The organism is Streptomyces sp. HUAS TT11 (genome assembly GCF_051553595.1).
Classification (GTDB): Bacteria; Actinomycetota; Actinomycetes; order Streptomycetales; family Streptomycetaceae; genus Streptomyces.
Genome location: NZ_CP196184.1, coordinates 9,486,878 through 9,507,255, shown reverse-complemented (window position 1 = coordinate 9,507,255; position 20,378 = coordinate 9,486,878). Strand labels below are relative to the sequence as shown.

19 protein-coding genes are annotated in these 20,378 nt (G+C 68.4%); 11 read left to right on the top strand and 8 right to left on the bottom strand.

The genetic code is table 11. The features are described from left to right. Nucleotides 1-6 precede the first annotated feature (6 nt). Nucleotides 7-447 (top strand): DUF6193 family natural product biosynthesis protein, encoded by a 441-nt coding sequence (locus tag ACSHXN_RS42750; RefSeq protein ID WP_438306343.1) that lies wholly within the window; start codon nt 7-9, stop codon nt 445-447. A gap of 108 nt (nt 448-555) precedes the next feature. After that, nucleotides 556-699, top strand: a complete 144-nt coding sequence (locus ACSHXN_RS42745) for a hypothetical protein (RefSeq protein ID WP_438306342.1) — start codon at nt 556-558, stop codon at nt 697-699. A 46-nt stretch (nt 700-745) separates the two neighbouring features. On the opposite strand, the gene ACSHXN_RS42740 is transcribed toward ACSHXN_RS42745, so the two are convergent. After that, nucleotides 746-1,621: a PhzF family phenazine biosynthesis protein gene (locus ACSHXN_RS42740; protein ID WP_355142438.1), complete on the bottom strand. Its 876-nt coding sequence runs from the start codon at nt 1,619-1,621 to the stop codon at nt 746-748. Between the two features lie 489 nt (nt 1,622-2,110). On the opposite strand from ACSHXN_RS42740, the gene ACSHXN_RS42735 reads away from it, so the two are divergent. After that, nucleotides 2,111-2,287 (top strand): hypothetical protein, encoded by a 177-nt coding sequence (locus tag ACSHXN_RS42735; protein WP_355142436.1) that lies wholly within the window; start codon nt 2,111-2,113, stop codon nt 2,285-2,287. Between the two features lie 478 nt (nt 2,288-2,765). Here ACSHXN_RS42735 and ACSHXN_RS42730 read toward each other — a convergent pair whose 3' ends face one another. Beyond that, nucleotides 2,766-3,662: an RNA polymerase sigma-70 factor gene (locus ACSHXN_RS42730; RefSeq protein WP_356297597.1), complete on the bottom strand. Its 897-nt coding sequence runs from the start codon at nt 3,660-3,662 to the stop codon at nt 2,766-2,768. 616 nt (nt 3,663-4,278) lie between these two features. Here ACSHXN_RS42730 and ACSHXN_RS42725 point away from each other — a divergent pair. Next, complete coding sequence (locus ACSHXN_RS42725) at nt 4,279-4,671, top strand: hypothetical protein (RefSeq protein WP_438306341.1); 393 nt, start codon at nt 4,279-4,281, stop codon at nt 4,669-4,671. A gap of 159 nt (nt 4,672-4,830) precedes the next feature. On the opposite strand, the gene ACSHXN_RS42720 is transcribed toward ACSHXN_RS42725, so the two are convergent. Continuing rightward, nucleotides 4,831-5,097: a hypothetical protein gene (locus tag ACSHXN_RS42720; protein ID WP_438306340.1), complete on the bottom strand. Its 267-nt coding sequence runs from the start codon at nt 5,095-5,097 to the stop codon at nt 4,831-4,833. A gap of 510 nt (nt 5,098-5,607) precedes the next feature. Here ACSHXN_RS42720 and ACSHXN_RS42715 point away from each other — a divergent pair. Further along, nucleotides 5,608-6,627, top strand: coding sequence for an amidohydrolase family protein (locus tag ACSHXN_RS42715; protein WP_438306339.1), 1,020 nt, complete (start codon nt 5,608-5,610; stop codon nt 6,625-6,627). Nucleotides 6,628-6,777: 150 nt separating this feature from the next. Here the strand turns inward: ACSHXN_RS42715 and ACSHXN_RS42710 are convergent, their stop codons facing one another. Continuing rightward, nucleotides 6,778-7,119 (bottom strand): DUF5713 family protein, encoded by a 342-nt coding sequence (locus tag ACSHXN_RS42710; RefSeq protein WP_356114976.1) that lies wholly within the window; start codon nt 7,117-7,119, stop codon nt 6,778-6,780. 569 nt (nt 7,120-7,688) lie between these two features. After that, nucleotides 7,689-8,006 (bottom strand): hypothetical protein, encoded by a 318-nt coding sequence (locus ACSHXN_RS42705; RefSeq protein ID WP_383357525.1) that lies wholly within the window; start codon nt 8,004-8,006, stop codon nt 7,689-7,691. Between the two features lie 420 nt (nt 8,007-8,426). On the opposite strand from ACSHXN_RS42705, the gene ACSHXN_RS42700 reads away from it, so the two are divergent. The 4 genes from ACSHXN_RS42700 (at nt 8,427) to ACSHXN_RS42685 (ending at nt 12,696) form a co-directional block, all read left to right on the top strand. After that, on the top strand, nt 8,427-8,660 hold the full coding sequence (locus ACSHXN_RS42700; RefSeq protein WP_438306338.1) for a helix-turn-helix domain-containing protein: 234 nt from the start codon (nt 8,427-8,429) through the stop codon (nt 8,658-8,660). 377 nt (nt 8,661-9,037) lie between these two features. After that, a complete protein-coding gene (locus tag ACSHXN_RS42695; RefSeq protein WP_438306337.1) occupies nt 9,038-9,727 on the top strand; it encodes an RNA polymerase sigma factor in 690 nt (229 codons plus the stop codon). Between the two features lie 77 nt (nt 9,728-9,804). Beyond that, on the top strand, nt 9,805-10,986 hold the full coding sequence (locus tag ACSHXN_RS42690; protein WP_438306336.1) for a BN159_2729 family protein: 1,182 nt from the start codon (nt 9,805-9,807) through the stop codon (nt 10,984-10,986). Nucleotides 10,987-11,463: 477 nt separating this feature from the next. Further along, nucleotides 11,464-12,696, top strand: coding sequence for a GNAT family N-acetyltransferase (locus tag ACSHXN_RS42685; RefSeq protein WP_438306335.1), 1,233 nt, complete (start codon nt 11,464-11,466; stop codon nt 12,694-12,696). Nucleotides 12,697-12,982: 286 nt separating this feature from the next. Here the strand turns inward: ACSHXN_RS42685 and ACSHXN_RS42680 are convergent, their stop codons facing one another. After that, nucleotides 12,983-13,459, bottom strand: a complete 477-nt coding sequence (locus ACSHXN_RS42680) for a hypothetical protein (RefSeq protein WP_355139126.1) — start codon at nt 13,457-13,459, stop codon at nt 12,983-12,985. A 121-nt stretch (nt 13,460-13,580) separates the two neighbouring features. Continuing rightward, nucleotides 13,581-14,984: an MFS transporter gene (locus ACSHXN_RS42675; protein WP_438306334.1), complete on the bottom strand. Its 1,404-nt coding sequence runs from the start codon at nt 14,982-14,984 to the stop codon at nt 13,581-13,583. 96 nt (nt 14,985-15,080) lie between these two features. On the opposite strand from ACSHXN_RS42675, the gene ACSHXN_RS42670 reads away from it, so the two are divergent. Then, nucleotides 15,081-16,040 (top strand): sigma-70 family RNA polymerase sigma factor, encoded by a 960-nt coding sequence (locus ACSHXN_RS42670; RefSeq protein ID WP_355139130.1) that lies wholly within the window; start codon nt 15,081-15,083, stop codon nt 16,038-16,040. A 99-nt stretch (nt 16,041-16,139) separates the two neighbouring features. Further along, a complete protein-coding gene (locus tag ACSHXN_RS42665; protein WP_356111791.1) occupies nt 16,140-16,901 on the top strand; it encodes an SDR family oxidoreductase in 762 nt (253 codons plus the stop codon). Between the two features lie 510 nt (nt 16,902-17,411). On the opposite strand, the gene ACSHXN_RS42660 is transcribed toward ACSHXN_RS42665, so the two are convergent. Continuing rightward, nucleotides 17,412-20,177, bottom strand: coding sequence for a M4 family metallopeptidase (locus tag ACSHXN_RS42660; protein WP_438306333.1), 2,766 nt, complete (start codon nt 20,175-20,177; stop codon nt 17,412-17,414). Nucleotides 20,178-20,378: the final 201 nt, after the last annotated feature.

The following is a 20,378-nucleotide window of genomic DNA, read 5'->3' as shown; positions in this document are numbered from 1 at the left end:
TCTTTGATGACGGCGCAGCAGGACCTGCACAATCACGACATGACCAATACTGTCGTGGCAGCCTGGCACAAGATCCTGACCGCTGCGGGCGAACCTCGCCGGCCGGAAGAATCGCCGCTCTTCGCTCCGTTTGCCGAGCTGGTACTGGTGGCGCATGCCGGGCCGCTGCTTCGTCAGCTCTACCCCTGGACCGGTATGTGGGAGCTGCACTTCAGCAGGTGCACGGAGATGCGCCACACCTGGGACATTCCCTACATCGGCACGCTGAGGGACGGCCGGTACTACGTTGAAGGGCCGAGCCGGACCAGCCCGCGGATCGCCGAGACGGACAGCGCACAAGCTGCAGTAGCGATGGTGATCGATCGCCGGCCACCGCACTGCGGCCCGGCCTTCATCGGCAATGCAGAGGAACTGGGCGCCTACGAGAGGGCACAGGGCAACAGGTAGAGATGGCCAGTCGACTTCGCGGAAGCAGATCCATAAGCGGCTTTGAAGACGGGGCCTACAACGCGGGCACCCTGATGCGGGTGGCCCTCGCCCTCCAATCCAGTCGACATGGACGACTTCAGCTTCCCCTGTGACCGCACCACCTTCTACATCACTGATGCCGGAGGACATGCCCCCCACCACTCCCGACTGCAGAGCGCGAGGATCAACTTCGCCGCCCTGCATCAAGGTACTGACCGACTGGGCGCGTGACCGCCGGCCGGAACGGCGCACGCGCTGCCGTCCCGGCCGGGGAGCTTCAGCCGATGCGCACTCCCGCGCCGCTGACACGCACGCGCGTATCACCCGCCCGTAGCGTCACCGTGAGCTCGCCGGGACGGCCGAGGTCCTCGCCCTGGCGCAACGTGAGCACGGCATCCTCCGCAACCAGGCCGAGTTGCCGGGCGTAGGCGCCGAACGCGGCGGCCGCGGCGCCGGTCGCGGGGTCCTCCACGACGCCGCCCACGGGGAAGGGGTCACGGACATGGAAGACGGTCGCCGACTCGCGCCACACCAACTGCAGCGTCGTCAGGTCCAGTCGGTGCATCAGGGCTTCCAGGCGCGCGAAGTCGTAATCCAGATCCGCCAGGCGCGCGCGGGTCGCCGCGGCAAGGACGAGATGGCGGGCACCGGCGAAAGCGATACGGGGCGTAAAGGCCGCATCGAGATCGGCGGACGGCCAGCCGAGTGCGGCGAGTGCCTCGTCCAGATCGGCGTCAGCGATCTCTTCGACGTGCGGCTCGACGCTGGTCAACGTGGCCCGGAACGTCCCGCCCTCTTCCACCACATCCACCGGCACAGTGCCCGCGCGCGTCGCGAACACCAGCCGGCCCGGACCGATCCGCTCGGCAAGCGCGACCGCAGTTGCGACGGTGGCGTGCCCGCAGAACGGGACCTCGGCCTTGGGACTGAAATAGCGGATGCCGTACGCCCGCCCTGCCTCGCCGTCCAATCCCTCCGGAGGCGCGGTCAGGAACGCGGACTCCGAGTATCCCAGCTCCGCGGCGATGGCCAGCATGTCACCGTCGTCGAGGGCACCGGCGTCCAGGACGACACCGGCGGGGTTACCACCCTCGGGGACACCGGAGAAGGCGGTGTAACGCAGAACCTCGGGCCGCTGCACATTCATCGTCATGCCCCGGCAACACGAACCGGCATCGCCGCCATTCCCGAACGGTGAAGCCCGCGCCGCCGAGAACTCCCCCGCTCACCGACGGCGCCATCGCCGTCGTCCTGATCACCTACCAGGCTGAACTCGCCGAGACTCGACCGGAAACCGCTGCCTCTGACCCCTACGCGCCGTCACCGCCCTCAAAGCGCATGTCTTCGTGCCCTCAGCCCCGTGGACCCCACGGCAAGCCCTCTCTCGGATCGGCACAGCCGTGCCCGGTCCAGGCCAGGTGGAACCCAACGTGGCCCTCGCCGCCGAACACTGGAACACCCAGTCAGGCCGTGGGAGACCCTCGACCGGAACATCGAAAACCGACTCGGCCCACTGTGCACGGCCCCGAATCGGTGGCCGATCAACGCCCGACCGCGCCGCCAGGGAGTGCCCGGCCCCATCAGGGGCAAGCGCTAGGCACCGGAGTGCATCACCCAACGCGAGATCGAAGGGATCCTCACCATGTTGTCCATAGTCTCGGCGGTCCTGTTCTTCATCGCCTTCCTGATCAACGCAGCTGACATCTCGACCAACGACACGTTCACCTCAACGAACATCATGCTCATCGGCCTCACCGTGTTGGCGCTGCACCTCGCAGGGCTGGGCAGCGGCTGGCGAGTCCGGGGCCGCAGACGTTGAAGACCGCTACCCGGCACTCGTCGGGAGGCCGTCAACACACGGCAGTCCCTGGGCGGATGAGCGTGCGCGCATAAGTGATCCAGCCCGACACGACCGAGAGGGGTCACCGATCGGCGACCGGCTGCGCCTCCTCGATTGGTCTGTCGGGGCCGGCAGATGAGGGGACAGGCGACGCTGGTGAAGGTCAGAAGCCGGCTACGCTCGAAGCCCCGGTGCAGGCGGCGCCGGCCATTGAGCCAGTACATGGTGCGTCTGCACGGAATTCGCCAGGAATGAATCACAGGCTCCGCAATCACCGTATGACCCGAGGCGTCATCAGCGCGCTCCTGGTCAAAAGGGATGGCCAGGGGCTTCTCTGCCGCATGCGGCAGCGTTGGCCGCCGGCCACTACATGGCCAAGGTGTGGCCTCAGGACGGATCGCAGCGCAGCGTGCGAAGGACCGGCACAGATCCAGCGTGGGAGCTGCGGCGCAACTCTTCACTTGTCCAGTGAAGCTACGTAGGGGGCGAGCTTGGCAGGGCTCACCACCCACATGACACGTTCGATGCCTCGCTCCGACACATCGGCGGTCAGCAGAGCCACCGGGTCTCCGTGTGCTGTAACCAGGGCGGCCGGCCTACCGTTGGCTTCGACCCAGCGGATTTCCGTCTCGGGCCAGAACCGCGGAGCATAGGCAACGAGGGTCTTCGAGACGTGCGGACGTCCGACAACCGGAATCTTGGATGCCCCGCGCTTTCCAGCGCTGTCGGCATAGCTGACCACGTCAGCCGTAAGAAGTTCTTCGAGCGCCGACAGGTCACCTGTACGCGCCGCGCCGACGAACGCCTCCAGCAGCCGTCGGTGGACGTTGGAACTGACGGGTTCCCTGCGTTCGGCCGACAGACGCTTGCGGGCCCGGCTGACCGACTGGCGCGCATTGGCCTCGCTGGTCTCGAGGATGTCCGCGATCTGCTGGTACGGATAGTCAAAGGCCTCCCTCAGGACGTAAGCGGCCCGTTCCGCGGGCTTCAGCTTCTCCAGAAGGAAGAGAACCGCCATGTCGAGGACCTCGGCCCGTTCCGCTCCCAGCTGGGGGTCCGCCCTGGTGTCCACCGGTTCTGGAAGCCACGGCCCTGTGTAGGACTCCCGCCGCACTCTGGCGGACTGGGCACAGTTGATCGCCAGGCGCGTGGTGACCGTGGCCAGGAACGCCGCCGGTTCCTGGACGACGGCACGATCAGTTTTCTGCCAGCGCAGCCACGCGTCCTGGACGATGTCCTCGGCCTCCGCGGCACTGCCGAGCACGCGATAGGCGATGCCGAAGAGTCGGGGACGCGCCGCCATGAAATCCCTCGTCGCCTGGTCAAGGGAGTCTGAGTCGTCACTGGCGCGCATACGTTGCCTCCAGGTCTCAAATCCACACTACAAGCCGTCGATGCAGCGCGCGCCGCGATGTGCAGGTGGTCCCCCCCCTCCTTGCATACGGCTGCCCCGAACAGGTGGTGTGTCCGGCCCCTCGGCAGGGCCAGCAGCCCAAGCGCACAACGATCCGCGGCACTGGATGAGGCGTCCGCGCTCCCAGGCAGGACCACGACTCCGTCAAAGCCGGGGCAGATTTGTCGCGGGCCCATGACCCACCCGGCAGTGAAACAACAGGCAGCGGCATATGGGAGCGGTTTTCCGACTCCACCGAATACAGGTCAATAAACGAAAGCAATTCACCCGGCGAGAGTCATTGAATTCATTCGCACGCACAGCCCGGACCGGCAGCTTCGCCACGAGGAGAAAATTCGCCTGGACGAGTGTTTCAAAAAGGACCGGAATCCACTGCCTCGCACTCACCGGGAAAGGTCGCTGAGCTGCCCCTTTCCGCACATCTCCGAATCCCTGCAGCCCGTACTTGCTGCGCCTGATGTCCTATCAGCTTCTGCCGTGACGTGTGGAATTCGGGGTAGCGTCTGACGCAGCAGCAGGGAAATGATCGAATCCCTGCTGTCCGAAAGGAGAGTACGTGAAGACCATTGCTAGGGCTGTGGCAGTCGCGCTGATGACAGCCGGAGCCGTTGCCGTGCCCCTGACGGCAGAAGCCAGCGCCACCCCGCTGCCGGGATCGGTTTCCGCGGCGCCCGCCCTCTCCGCCCTCCACCGAGGCGAGAGCGCACGCACCCACCACCCGTCCCAGTACCGCAACAACGGGGACCTGCGCCGCTACCGCGGCATCGACCTGCGTCGATACCGAGGCCACGACCGCGACTACTGGCGCTGGGACAGGTACCGGAACCGCTGCGACCGGCACTCGGGCTGGGACCTGGGCGGCTACGGCGGCTACGGCGGCTACGGCGGCTACGGCGGCTACGGCGGCTACAGCCAGTACTCCTACGGCTGGGACTGCTGCCGCTACTGACCCAACAGCACATCCACCATCCATGAAGCCGCGTCGCCCGCCGTCGAATTCCGCAGACGGCGGGCGACGCGTATTTCGCCCCCCACAAAAGCAGAAGGCGGGCTCCGAGCCCGCCGCCCCCTCCGCCTCCACCCGAAAGTCCCGGACCGCAGCCGGCACTCAATCGTCGCCGGACAGCCTATAGACCGTCAAAACCTCGCCGTCGACCGTCACACGCGCATCCGCATGCCCCGCCCGCAGACGCGGAATAGCCTGACCCACGGCACGCAACTCCCTCTCGGTGAGAACAACCGAAGCCGCCTTCACCATATCGAGTAGCGCCTGTTCCAGCATGCCTGGATGCCCGTTCTCGGACAGCAAAATCACCGGCTCACCCGTACTGGCGCGAACGACAGCAGTCACCGAGGCACCCTGCACAACGAGCATCCGCCGCCCCTCTTCCCGGCTCGGACAACCAACCCGCCGATCCTGACACGCCCACACAAAACCCCCGCGCTCCCGCACACCCCTGGGCGTGTTGGCACCCACCAACCGAGAAAAACCCCGAAAACCAGGACACACGCCCGGCGCCGGTGCAGCGCCAACGGCCCAGGGCCCGGCGACCCTGCCCAACTTCTGCCCGTTCCCGCGCCGTTCTCGGCCTGTCGGCCCCTTCACCGGCTACAGCGGCAGGCGCCCGCGAACACACCACTCCCCCGGCCGGCAGGCGCCACCGACGAGTTCGCCCACGCGCCCTCTCCGAGAGGCTGCTGCCATTCGGCCCCGCTCGTCTGCGGATGACCCAGTCAGGCGACCGTCCGGCACGACGACGGTGCGATACGGGGGCGGCCGCAGGCGCGGAGCCCGCACCGCCGCGGCCCAGGTGACGCATCCCTCACGAGCCCAGACCGGCCCAGGACTGGACCGGCCCCCTCACCCGGGACGATCGTGGGCACCATGAACGATCACCACGCGGCGCCCGTCGATCCCGCCGGCTTCTCAAAGGACGCCCCTGCGCTCCGCACCTCCCGCAGCACCGGGTCGCCGGGGCCGGACCAAGCCACGGGTGCCGGCCCGGTCACCTGTGAGGTGACCTCGGGTGAGGAGGAGGTCCGAGAAGTCCGCCGTTTCTGGCAGCGGCTCGGCCTTCCCGGCCTGGTCGACGTCCACACGCACTTCATGCCCGAACGTGTCCTGCACAAGGTCTGGGACTACTTCGACGCGCAAGGACCCCTGACCGGCGGGCTAGCATGGCCGATCACCTACCGCACTCAGGAAGCCGAACGCGCTGCCCTACTACGGCAATTCGGCCTCCGAGCCTTCACTGCCATGCTCTACCCGCACAAGCCCGGAATGGCCCAGTGGCTGAACGGATGGGCCGCCGAGTTCGCCCGACGAACCCCCGGGGTCCTGCACACCGCCACTCTCTTCGCCGAACCCGGCGTCGACACCTACGTCCGCGAAGCCCTCGACGCAGGCGCCCGCGTATTCAAAGCACACGTACAGGTCGGAGGCTACGACCCGGCCGACGAGCTTCTCGACCAGGCCTGGGGAACACTGGCGGAGGCCGAAGTCCCCGTCGTGATCCATTGCGGCTCCGGGCCCGCACCCGGAACACACACCGGCACCGGGCCGATCGCACGCGTGCTCGCCCGGCACCCGCGGCTACGGCTGATCATCGCGCACCTCGGCATGCCCGAATACGAGGAGTTCCTCGACCTCGCCGAACGCTACGAACAGGTACGGCTCGACACGACGATGGTGTTCACCGACTTCACCGAGGCGTTCATGCCGTTTCCCCGCCGGGCCCTGCCCCGCCTCGCCCAACTCGGCGACCGCATCCTGCTCGGCACCGACTTCCCGAACATCCCCTACTCCTACCCGCACCAACTCCACGCCCTGGAACGCCTCGACCTCGGACCCGCATGGCTGCGAGCGGTATGCCACGACAACGCCACCACCCTGTTCGGCCTATGAGAGCCGAACACACTGTGCCCGAAGGCCGCGGGCGGGCACCCATGGCACCGGCCACGCGCTGCGACAAGTTCACCGTCCGCTACGAAGCGACCGTACTGATTGCAGCTCTTCACGAATGGCTTTGATCGGAGGTGGCCTTCCTGCCCTCGTTCACCAGTCCCGGCAGGCGGTCAGCTCCTCCGCATCCGCGTCCGGGAACCCGTATGCCGACGCGACGAAACAAAACTCGTCACAGATCCACTCACGCGCAACTGTCTCGATTTCGCTCCCCGCCGCCACGAACTCCCTGTCCAGCAGGTTGAACTCCTCCGTCGCAGCTTTGGTGAGCGCATACAAGGTCTCCAGATCCGACGGCTGATCAGCCTCAATTCGCTCGCACAGCCGCAGCAGGATCGCCTTCCCCTGGTCGACCACGTGATCAGGGAAGTAGGAATCGTCGTACATCAGTCGCAGGAACACGTGTCTCGCTACCTGCTGGTTTGTGATCGCCATGGCATTCCCCTGTCTCGATCCCCGCGAAGAGCTGATGCGCCGATCATGCACAGCACCACTGACAACGACGCCACCCATGTGCGCCAGACCCCACGCGACCAGGACGTTCACAACAGGCCCTGGCTGGGCGACTCACCGGGAACACCGTCGTCTCCCGGGACGACTGGCAGCTCTACCCCTGATCACCACCAAACGGGTGAGCCGGTACACCCCCGAGTTCATCCGTCACCCGAGGCAACCGCTCGACCCCACGGGCCGCCGGCTGCGGCAACCCCGCCCGGCCGGGAGCCTGCGAAAGGGGCTGCGGCACCCTCAGCTGCCAACCCCGGTCCCGACAGCCACTGTTGCTTGCCACACGGCCCCGAGAAATGACGGCCTGCTCGTGCCCGGCACCGCGAGACACGACGGCTACGGCCGCATGGCACGCCAGCGCCGACCGCAAAGCCCCTCCGGTATCCGACCCCCTCACACCGGCCATCCGCTGCATTGCGGATGGCACATGGCACACCCCCGCCCCGAAAAACGGAGGACCGCAGGGGTGGTGTGCGCCCAGGCCGTGCGCCCCTGTCTCACCCCAGGGCGACTGCTCCCCAGTCCCCGGCCGCGTCCAACTCCTCCTGCAACTGGATCGCCTGGGCGATGCTCCCGCTGAGCGTCTTGCGGATGATGGGATCGGTGATCCCCCACGCATCCATCGCCTCCTGCGCCGACAGCACCGACGCCACCTCCACGTCCTTCTCCACCGTCTGCGGCCCGCGCTGCTCCGGGATCAGACCGCTCTCCACCAGCATCCTGCGATGATCAAGATTGAGGACCGTCGCCCAGGTCGTCAACTGGGAAGGAAGCGGCAACGTCTTGCCGTCCAACGTCCGACTGATCGTCGTCAAACTCAGACCGGTCACGGCCGCCAACTGCACCCGACCGCCCTGCCGCCGCCGCACGTCGTACCCGGCCGCGGTCGCCACCGCCGTCAAAAACGCACCGACCCGCCGCGCCTGCGCCTGCCGCCTTGCCCGACTCCCGTGGGGGGGATCTTCCATACTCCGCATCCCCGGAGAGTAGCGCGCCGACCCCGGAGGGTAGCGCGCATGCCAACTACTGCCCCCTCAGTTGCACCCATGCACTTTCGCAGGTCACAGCCCTAGATCCACAAACACACAGGCCACATCACCAACACCGAACTCCTGTGCGCATCAAAATACCCTTGCGTCACTCCAAGCCGACAACTTGCATACGTTGCGTGCGCGTGGGCCAACCGCACAAACGCACATTCCCAGAGGGGGTCCCCGACCATGCTCCGCCTACACATGACCACACTCCTGGCCGAAGCCAAGGAACACGGCGACGAAACCGTCGCCGACATGGCCGAACGCACCGGCATCAGCAGATCCACCCTCCACCGCCTCGCCGCCGGCACCAAACAACCCAGCCTCACCACCCTCTGGACCCTCCACCACGCCTACAACATCCAACTCGACACCCTCGTCTACAACGACCCACACACCACCTCGGCCACACCCCGGCCGCCCGCTCCCAAGTGACACCAGAGCACCACAGCGCTCTTCAGCAGGGCCACACCCCCGGCGCGCCACCACCGCACGCCCAGCCACACCCGGCCGATGCCGGCACCACCCATGCCGGTCCGGCCCCCGAGGCAGCACTCAAAGCCCATCCTGCATCCACGCCGACCCGGCACAACTGCGGTCCAGGCAGAGCAGGTCCCGGCACCCTCGCTCACGCCTCACCGGCACCACCGCGGCCCCGCTCCGGCATCACATCACCTTGATGTCCGACACGCGCCGCCGCCCTCGGCCCGGGGGCCCCAGCGCCCACCGTGCCGCACCACGACCCCACATGCGCGGGCCGGCCATCCCACCCACTCGGACACCCACCCATCATCCACACAAGAGAGCAACCCTTGATCGCCAAGACACGCACCACGCCACGTCACAAAGAGGCCGAACCCGCCCTCATCGCCCGCGCCCAACAAGGCGACCCCGACGCATTCGGCGAGCTCTACCGCATGCATCACGACGTGATCGCCACCTTCATCAACCATCGCGTCAAATCCAACCCCACCCTCACCGAAGACCTCACCGCCGACGTCTTCGTCAAAGCCCTCACCAAAATCACCACCTTCACCTGGACCGGCACCTCGATTCGCGCCTGGCTCTGCACCATCGCGCGCAACACCATCGCCGACCACTACAAGATCGCCGCCACCCGTCGACTCACCTACGTCGACCACATCACCCACATCCACGACACCTGGACGACCCCTGCCAACACCGCCGAAGACACCGCCCTCGCCACCCTCGCCGTCCATGACCTCCACCACGCCCTCGGCAGCATCACCCCTCGGCAACAGGCCGTCATCCGCCTCAGATTCCTCAACGAACTCACCGTCACCGAGACGGCCGAAACCCTCGGCACCACCAACGCCGCCGTCAAGACCCTCCAATGGCGCGCCCTCGACACCCTGCGCAAGACCTACGCAACACCCAGCGCCACACACCCACAGAACCCGCAGGGAGAACGCGCAACGGAAACCAGCCACCACACCCGGAGCCCACGGACCCCCCGGCCCCTGTGCGGCACCCAGACCTAGGCGACCAGCAGGACAGGCACCTGTACAACGCGGCGCCAACCGCCGACCACCCGCCACACGGCAGAAGGAAGAGTCACATGACCACGACCCCCGACCACCGCACGGACATCGAACAAGACCTCACCCGACGCCTCGCCGAACTCGCCCGCACCTTCATCGCCGACCTCACCGCACAAGGTCACCTCACCCGCACGCCCCACCAGCACCAACCCACGCCACCCGCTGCACCCCAAACCCCCAACCACGCCGAGGCCGACCTCAACACCGCCGAAGCACTCACCCCGCTACCGGCACAAGCCGAACCGCACCGGACATCCGACGACCTGATCCGCACACCCCAAACTCTCGCCGACCTCCATGCCCTACACGCCGACCCGCCCCAGACCCTCGCCGACCTCCTCGCCGCTCACCTCACCACGAACGGCACAGAACAGACACCTGCCGACCCACCCGACAGAATCCCAGCCCCCACCGCTCCACCCGACAACCGTCAGGCCTTCTTCGCCCCCCACGCACCACTACCCGAACCCCTCGGAGCAGACCACACACCCGCCGGCATCTCCGCCGCGACCCCCATGCTCCGCGGTGCCATCGCCCTCCCCCGCACCGACCACCACACACCCCGCTGGGCCAGCACCACCACGCCCACCGAAGCCCACACACCGGATGAAAGCGGCTCATCCGACGGCACACCGTCCGACACTCACACACCAGACGGATCCCTCACCGCCCACACCACCGACCCCGACCCGGGCCGTACTCACCACACAGCCGCCACCGCCATCCAACTTCACGCCGGCCACGCCCACCGCCTCGAACTCGCCCACATCACCCCCCACCACGACCACATCACCGTCCACATCAATGCCGCCACCCTCAACGACTGGGAATACTGGCTCACCGCGATCAACGCACTCGACACACCCACCCATCGCATCGGCACCACCCAAACCGCCACTGGACACATCAACAACACCCCCATCCACCTCACCGCCCACCACGTCCCCCATCTCCTCGACCAAGCCACCCACAACGCGAAAGATCCCTATTACCACCACGGCCGCATCTACGACCTCACCCACCCGCACACCGACCGCCACGGGCAAACCTGGCACTACACCGGCCAACGTCAATCCGACAACACCCCCCTTCTCGCCCTTCCCGGCACCAACCACCCCCCGTACCCCCTCACCACCATCACCGCCACCAACGGCCCCCTCACTCCCACCCGCACGTCACCCGCCAACACCGACACCTGAACGCCCGCCACCAATCGTCAGCAATCCACCACAACATGACCGATGGCACGCTCGTCGCACGACCCGCAGGCCCCCCTACGGGTCGTTCCTTGATGGTTTGCGCATTGCTGCGGAATCGCAGGCGTCGCGATGCCACATGAGAGCGTCCCGGCATGACCGACGGCTCAGCCGCCCGGAAATGCGATCGGCCGCAAGACGGCACGATCGCGACCTGCGTCTGCAAGACCTCGACGACGCTCCTCGAACTCTGACGCGATCACGGCCAACACCTGCCGCGGGACCGAGCGTTAAGCCTCCGTGCAGGCGGTAGCGGGCATCATCGCCGCCGAGCCCGAGTTCCGCCACGCCCCCGTAGCTCTGCGCTGCGACCGGCCGGGGACCCGACCGAAATTCGGTTGACCTGGCCACGGGTCAACGCTGCACTGTGGCGGGCACCACGAGCCGTGGCGCCGGAATCCCGGGGAGGTAGCGGCAACAATGGAGCTCCGTCCCACGACCGACCAGGACCGCGACGTATTCGTCGACACACTCCATGCCGCGTTCGGGCGCTTCCCCGAAACCCCGACCGAGGACGGTGGGGTCTGGTGGTCGGCGCTCGAGATGGACCGCAACCTGCTCGCCCTGGCGGCGGACGGGCGGCCCGTCGGCACCGCCGGTGCGTACTCCTTCGAGCTCACCCTGCCCGGTGAGGTCCTCGTCCCGGCTGCAGGGGTGACCGCCGTCGGCGTCCTGCCCTCGCACCGACGCCAAGGCGTGCTCAGCGCGATGATGCGGAATCAGCTCGCCGAGCTGCGGGTCCGAGGTGAGTTCCTCTCCGTGCTGCGGGCCTCGGAGGCGCGGATCTACCGCAGGTTCGGCTACGGACCGGCGACCTATACGCAGCGGCTGACGGTCCCGCGCCACCAGGCCGCCCTCGACCTCCCTCGAGCCCACGCCACGGCCGGCACTTCCGCAACCGGACCGGACGCCGGCTCGGTCGAGCTGCTGCGGCGTGCCGAGTGTGTCGAGATCCTGGAAGACGTCTACGACCGCTACCGCCGCGCGCAGCCCGGTGCGCTGTCCCGGCCGCACCGGTGGTGGGCCTTGTGTGCGGGACAGCCTCCGGTGGCTCCGGCTCCGCGCTACGTCGCCGTCCATCGGGATGCCGACGGCGTCCCGGACGGGTACGTCAGCTACTCGGTCACCGAGCCCAACACCTTGATGGTCGACGAGACCATCTCCATCAACGACGCCGCCTCCACGGCCCTGGCCCGGTTCGTGCTCGGACACGATCTGGTCAAACAGGTCGTCTTCAAGCACTTCCCACCGGATCACCCGCTGCGCTGGCAGCTTGCGGACTTTCGCGCCGGTCAGGTGAGCAACGACACCGACTGGCTCTGGGTACGGCTGCTCGATGTCCCGCGGGCACTGACCGCGCGCGGCTGGTTCGTGGACGGCGAGCTCGTCCTCGATGTCGACGACCCGTTCCTCGGCGAACACGACCGCCTTCTCCTGACTGTACGGAACAGCAAGGCCGAGTGCGTTCGTACGGACCGGGAGCCCGATCTGTCCCTGGACGTGAGCGACCTCGGGTCGGTCTACCTCGGTGGTACCGCCCCGAGCACGCTCATACGTGCCGGACATATACGAGCCCACCGCCCCGGCGCGGCCACCCTCGCTGACGCCCTCTTCCGTGCCGAGCGTTCGCCGCATTGCCTGCATTGGTTCTGACCGCGTCATCACCGGCGACGGCCGCGATACGCCACCCCTCCCTCAGTGGCGCCGCCTCGCCGCGATCACTGGCCTCACCAGCTGAGGCAGCGCCACCGCGCACAGAGGACCGCGTGCCTGCATGACTGCCGGATGCGCGGGCGCGACCCTGCGGCGGCCGCTGCGCGCCCTCATCGTGGCAGGTCACAGCCATGGCAACCGCCTCTGTTCGCTGGAGGGAGTCAGGGCTCGGGCACCGGCCCAGCCATCAAACGCATAACGCCGACTCATCCTCGTAGGGCCGCCGTCACCCGCCGAGACCGAAGGTCAGTCCTTTTTGATCATCGCTCAGGGACCTTCGTATGGCATTGACCAGCTTCACCTGCGCCCCCGCGGGTGCCTGTCTGGCCTGCTCGAACTCCTCCGGGCTCATCGGGTCCCGCACCGTGTCACGACTGCGCGCCACTCCGTTCAGGAAGGAATTGATCGCGCCGCCGAAATGGTCGATCTCGGTCGCAACGTCCGGAGGCGCGACCAGGCTGACCCGCATCAGGGCCGCGTTCCACTCACCCCAGTCGTAATCCCAGCCGCGTCGATCAGCGTGTGCTCGCCTGAGTTCCATCGTGAACTTGGCATAGTGGCCGAACAACTCCCGATAGGCGATCAGCTGCTGGTCACGTAGCCACTGACGGTCCTGTGCGCGACGCGTGACGATACCGCCGACCAGAACGCCCATCGTGGCGAAAAGCGCCCCCGCAGCCGTCGTCACCAGCGTGTCCAGCACCAGACCCCCCGACACCTCAACCGTTGGCGACACGAACGTACCGGCGCCCGGGCTCCGTTGACAACGAACGGCGGGCGGGCAGACGCTCGGGAGCGCTGCCCGCCCGCCACGACCGAGCAGGTCAGCGGTTGGTCGTCAGTACCGGTGCGGGGGGCGCGGAAGAGGGAGCGATCGAGCGGCGTCCCGGGATCCCCAGTGCCGTGACCGCCCCGGCAAGCGACAGCGCACCGCTGACCGTCATCGCCGCGGTGAATCCGTCGGTGAAGGCGGCCGGGCCCGAGTAGTCGCCCGTCTTGCTGAACGCCAGGGCCAGCACCGCGACTCCGAAGACTCCGCCCAGTTGCCGGCCTGTGTTGAACACGCCGGATGCCTTGCCGAGTTGTTCGGGGGTGACGGCGTTGAGGACGGCGGTCTGGGTGGCGGGCATGGCCATGCTGACGCCGGCTCCCGCGATGAGCATCGGGGCGATCAGTTCCCAGTACGGCACAGAGGGTGTGGCGACGAGGGCGAGCCATCCCATGCCGGTCGCCTGCAGGGCGAGCCCGAGGGAGGCGAGCGGTCGTGCGCCGATCCGGGTCGTCAGGCGTCCGGCCACGGGTGCCACGATCGTCACGGACGCGGTCCAAGCCAGTAGGTGCAGCCCGGAGGCCAGCGGCCGGTCACCGCGCCCCGTCTGGAAGTACTGCGCAGCGAAGAACAGGGACCCGTACAGCGAGGCATAGAGGAACAGCCCGGCGGCGTTGCCCGCCGCGAAGCCGGGCAGGCGGAACAGGCCCAGTGGCACCATCGGCCGTTCGGCGAACCGCTGCCAGGCCACGAAGGCGGCCGCGCACGCCGCGCCCGCGATCAGCGTCCCGACCACCTCGGTACTGCCCCAGCCGGCGGCGGACGAGCGGACCAGACCCCACACCAGCCCGAGCGCGGCGCCCGTGACCAGCGCCAGTCCCCCGGCGTCCACGCGCCCCGCGATGCCGCGGCTCTCGGGGACCCGGCGCAGCACCAGCGGGATGACGGTCAGTCCGATCGGCAGATTGAGCCAGAAGATCCACTGCCAGGCGAGCCCCTGTGTCACCGCGCCGCCCACCACCGGGCCGCCGACCACCGCAAGCCCGGTGAGTCCCGCGAACAGCCCCAGCGCTCGCGGCCGTTCCTGCGGCGGATAGGCGGCGCTGAGCAATGCCATCGCCAGCGGCATCACCAAGGCCGCACCCGCACCCTGCACCGCACGTGCCGCGATCAGCCAGCCCACACCCGGCGCGAGCGCGCACGCCGCCGAAGCCGCCGTGAACAGCGCCAGCCCGGTGGTGAACACCTTCCGACGGCCGAACCGGTCACCCAGCACGGCCCCGGTCATCAGCAGGACGGCGAAGCTCAGGCTGTAGGCGTTCACCGTCCACTCGAGTTGTTCGATCGACGCGCCGAGATCCAGCCTGATCCGGCTCAGTGCCGTCGTCACGACCGTGGCGTCGAGCGCCACCATCACCGAGGCCGCGGACGCGAGCCCCAGAACCCATTTTCTGTTCATGCCAGTACCGACCGGTGGCCCTTCCCGATTGGTCGGGCCCGGCCCGACGAATTCCGGCGGCCCGGCGGGTCTGCACAAGAAAGGGAGGAACATCGCGTGACCGTGATCGAAGAACAGCGTGCCGAATTCGTCCGCCTGACCACGCCGCTGAGGCGTGAGCTACTCACCCACTGCTACCGGATGCTGGGCTCGTTGCAGGATGCCGAGGACCTGGTGCAGGAGACCTACCTGCGGGCCTGGCGCTCGTACGGCGATTTCGAAGGCCGCGCCTCGCTGCGCACCTGGTTGTACCGGATCGCCACCAACGCCTGTCTCAACGCACTGCGACACGGCAGCCGCCGGGTGCTGCCCGCCGGACTCGGCGCCCCCGCCACCGACCCGATAGCGCCGACCGCCCGGCATCCCGAGATCGCCTGGCTGGAGCCGATCCCCGACGAGCGCGCCGATCCCGCGGCGATCGTCTCCGGGCGGGCCGGTCTACGGCTGGCTCTCATCGCCGCCCTGCAGCATCTGCCTCCGCAGCAGCGAACGGTGCTCATCCTGCGCGACGTACTGGCCTGGTCGGCCGAGGAGGCCGCCGATGTGCTCGGCGTCAGCCCGGCCGCCGTGCACAGCACACTGAAGCGCGCCCGCGGTCGCCTGGAACGGCTGGCCCCGGCGATCGACGAGATCACCGAGCCGTCCGAGCAGGAGCAGCGCGACCTGCTCGACCGTTACGCCGACGCCTTCGCACGCGCCGACATCCCCGCCCTCACCCGCCTCCTCACCGAGGACGCGGTCTGGCAGATGCCGCCGAATCGAGCCTGGTTCGCCGGCCGCGACCATGTCGTCGGGCTGCTCACCGCCCGCCTGCACGGCAAGCCGGTGCGGCTGCTTCCCCTGCGAGCCAACGGACAACCCGGCTTCGCCTCGTACACGGCCGGCAGAGCCTACGGCGTCCAGGTCCTCACCCTGCGCGGCCCGGCGATCGCCGAAGTCACGGCCTTCCATGACGCACGTCTGGTACCGCGGTTCGGACTGCCGTCCCGGATTGAACACCCACCATCTCTTATGTGACCCACATCACGCGTCGTGGGTCAGTCGGGGCGACCACTTCCCCTCTGGTGGCTGGTCTGCATATCCAACCGAAACCGACCACCACCTCAGGAGTGCCCGATGCCCGACCCCCTCCCCACCACGTCCGATCCCCACCGGACCGCCGTCGTCACAGGTGCCGGCCGCGGCTTCGGGCGCGCCATCAGCGCCGCGCTCGTTGCCGCGGGCACCCACGTCATCGGCATCGCCCGCACCGAACGGGACTTGCGCGCCGTACGCGACGAGCTCGGCGAGGGCTTCACACCTCTCACCGCAGACGCCACCGACGAGACCGTCGCGCAACAGACAATCCGCGAACACAGCCCGCACCTCCTCGTCCTCAACGCCGGGGCAGCCCCGCACATGGCCCCCGTCCACGAACAAACATGGGAGACCTTCAGCCGCAACTGGCACACAGACACCCGGCACGTCTTCGCCTGGACCCGCGCCGCGCTGCTGGAGCCGCTGGCGCCGGGCAGCGTGGTCGTCAGCATCTCCAGCGGTGCCGTACTGGTCGGATCCCCGCTCAGCGGCGGCTATGCCAGTGCCAAAGCGGCCGTCCGGTACCTGCGTGGCTACGCGGCCGAGGAGTCCCGCCGTGCCGGGCTGGACATCCGCTTCCTCACCCTGCTTCCGCAACTGACCCCGGCTACGGCTCTCGGCTCGGTCGGTGTTGCGGGCTACGCCGCCCAGCAGGGCGTCGACCCGGACACCTTCGCCGCCGGCCTGCAGCCGATCCTGACTCCGGAGCAGGTCGCCAAGGCCGTTATCGACCTGGCCGCCGACCCCGGCAGCGTTCCGGAATACCGGATCGGAGGTGAGGGCCTGCGCCCGCTCGGCTGAACAACCGACGCGCTGCATGAGAGCAAGAGGCGTTCGCCACGATGGCGGCCCCCGGCCGTCTTGGAAGCTGCGAACACGCCCTCGGCATCGGGGCGGAGACGGCCGGCGACCTCCCGGATGACATTCCAGAAGGCATCGGAGCCCGGTGTGAGGGGGCGCTCGAGTTGAGCGCGACGGACTGCTCACGGATGTATCGGGTGGGTGACGGCAGGGCGGTCCGGCCTCAGTCCGTTGCGATGACCACCACGCGGGCGTGATGGGCGGGCTCGTTTTCCGTCCGGCATGGCGCGACGTCCTGCTGGGAGATGCGTCCGTCGCGCTTCTCGATCACGCACGAGAGGATGGCCACACCGACCGCGGACGGCCCGGCCGGTGACCGTCGTCCAGCAGGACCCGACATCCCGAGACTGCTGAAGCGGGTGTCAATGCCTTCTGGAAGGGCGGCGGTCCCGCCTTGTGTGCTGGTGGGCAGTACGCACGCAAGGCGGGACCGGTGGTCGCACGGAGTGCTCAGGCGCAGGTGCCCGCCGGGCGGTTCCTGGTCACCAGGTCGGTGTCGGTCGTCGTGGTGTCCATCCACAGCACATGACTGCCGGTGCCGGCCACCGCGTTGGACTGCTGGCCGACGCTGCAGGAGACACGACCGAGCGGGGCGCCGTCCGGGGTGAACTGGTACAGCTTGGCGAGGGAGTCGTTGGGGTCGTCGAAGACCTGGCCCCACGAGGGGTAGACGGTCAGGGTGACCGCGGAATCCGTGGCGGCGAGGCCGTAGGCCGGTGTGGCACGGTCGCTCTTCTCCGGGATGACATCAGTGATGACCGCACCGTCGGGGCCGCCGAGGTGCGCCCGGCGCAATGTGGTCTGGTCCTGGTCGGTGTAGTCGGTGTCGATGAGCCAGTACACATCCGACGAGGTCATGACCGGGTTACTGATCCACTCCGGCTGCGAGGGCGTGCCCAGGGCCGTGGTCGTGCCCTTCGCGATGTCATACATCTCGATCCGGACCCCGTACGTCCCGTCGAACAGGCCGTCCTCGATGTACGCGATCCTCCCGTTCTTCAGGGCCGGTCGGGAAGCCTGGTTGTAGTCACGGGCCATCGGCACCTGCTGCGGGACGGTGGCGCCGCTCTTGAGGTAGTAGACCCGCAGCAGCCCGCTCGCCGGGTCCCGGAAGGACCACGTCACGGTTCCGGCGTCGACGCTCACCCCCGTGACCTCGGAGGGGGCGCGGAACAGGGTCTTCGGCTTACCGCCCTGCACCGGCGCCGACATGATGTCGTACGTGTGGGACCACGGGTCGTCGGGGACGTCGCCGACCGCCACCCAGACGACGTGCTTGCCGTCGGTGACCGCGCTCATGTGGCTGCGGCCGTCGTCCGGGGAGACCTGGTGCGGCCGGCCCTTGCCGTCGATGCGGCCCACCCACACCGAGTAGGGGTCGACTCCGTCGGGGCTTGACTTCGGCACGGCCCACCAACCGCCGCCGGCGCCGGGCGCGTTGCCGGTGCCCACGTACTGCGGCAGTGTGCCGAGCCTGCCGAGCAGCACATTGCTGTCCAGGCCGAGATCCTTCTCCCAGCCCGGGACGATGCCGTGGGCGTCGAAGGCGCTCTTCACGGCGGTCAGCCTGGCGCCCTTCACACCGAGCGACCTGGCCGCGGCGACGACCGCGTCCCGGCCTTCGTCGAAGCCGTCGAGCGGGGTGATGTAGGAGGTCAGCGCCCGGTAGACGATCTTGTCGGCCAGCGCGCCGCCGAGGCTCTCGCGGATGTCCCACAACGCGCCGCTGAAGATGGTGGAGTTGAGGTGCACGCCGCCGTTGTCCCCGGCCGAGCCGAGGGGCAGGCCGAGGAAGTGGGCGGTCGTGGCACCGTCGTTGAGGTTGCGGAAGGCGCACTCCTCGGGCGTCCGGGTGCGGCACAGGTCGCCGCCGATCAGGCCGGCGTCCGGATCGCTCATGGGGGTGTGGTTGACGGTGATGTCGATGACGTTGCCGAAGTAGTCGGCCAGCGCCTCGTTCATGGCGCCGGACTGGCCCGAGTAGACGAGGTTCGCGGTGTGCTCGACCACCCCGTGGGTCATCTCGTGGCCCACCACATCGAGATCGGAGGCCAGTGAGCGGTATTCGTCGTCCCCGGTTCCGTAGACCATCTTGGTGTGGTCCCAGAAGGCGTTGACGAACGGGCTGCCGAAGTCGGTCACGCCGACCAGGGAGTTGATCGCCATACCCTGGCCGTCGAGGCTGTCGCGGTGAAAGGTGTCACGGTAGAACTCGTACACCTTCCCGGCCGCCCAGTGCGCGTCGACCGCGCCGACGGAGGTCAGCTCCGGTCCGGCCTTGGGGGTCGGCGACGCGAACGGCACGACGCCGTCCGGCCATACCCCGGAGACATCCTGATACCAGAGGCTGGAGGCGTCCCAGGTCTGGATGACGTTGTGCCGCTGGGTGTCGGCCATGTGCGCGGTGTCGCGCAGCAGGTAGGAACCGGTTGCGGCGTCCTTCGTGAGGTACAGCGGCACAGTGGAGCCGTTGAGCAGGGTGCCGCTACCGGTGATGCTCGCCGACCCGGAGCCGGACGCGGATCGGTCGGCCCTGCTCTGCTTCACCGGCGTGCCGCTCGGGTGGACGCCCGCGGCCTGTCCCGGCGCGGTGAAGGTGGGCAACCCGCCGGACTCGAACAGCGCCGTTCCGGTGGTCGCGTCGACGTACACTTCCTGCACCAGCGGTGTGCCGGTGGCAGGGTCGGAGCCGCGCACGGTGACATGGCGGGCCAGGACGCCCTTGCCCGTGGGCAGGATCGTCAGTCCCCGGTCCTCACCCGACAGGGCGGCCGTGCCGCTCTTGGCGTGAGCGGGGCGGTAGCCGCCCCGGTCCAGCTCGCTCCGCACGTGCCGTACCGCGTCGTCCACGGCGGTCCTGGCGGGGAGGGTCTCCTGGTCGGTGTCGACATCGAGGCCGGTGAAGTAGGAGCCGGACGTGCCGGTGACCGTCCGCTTGCCGCTCTTGTGGCTCATGCGCACCACGTACTGGGCGCCCAGAACCGGCACACCGCGGTATTTCTGGTCCAGACGCACCGTTTCGACGCCGTCGGCCTCCGCCGTCACGGTGTCGGCGACCAGGTCCCGGTCGGGTGAGGGAATGTGGTAGCGGTCCTTGTGACCTGCCAGATGTGTACGGGCGGCGGTCGCAGCAGGCACGGACGCGTCCACCGCGTCGGCCAATCCGTCCACCAGCGCGGGAGTGTCCGTCGTCGGTTCCGCGGCATCTCCACCCACGATCGGTGGCTGGCCCGCATGCGCGGGCGAAGTCACGCCGAGGGACAGCAGGACCGTCGCGGCGAGCAGCGCGATCGGACCGGCGTGGCCGGGTCTACGGCGAAGGCGATGACGTATGTGTGAGGGCATGGACATGTGCCTCCGACGGCCCGGCGCAGCCCGGGCCCGGTAGTGGGGCGTCAGTTGAGTGGCGCACCAGCG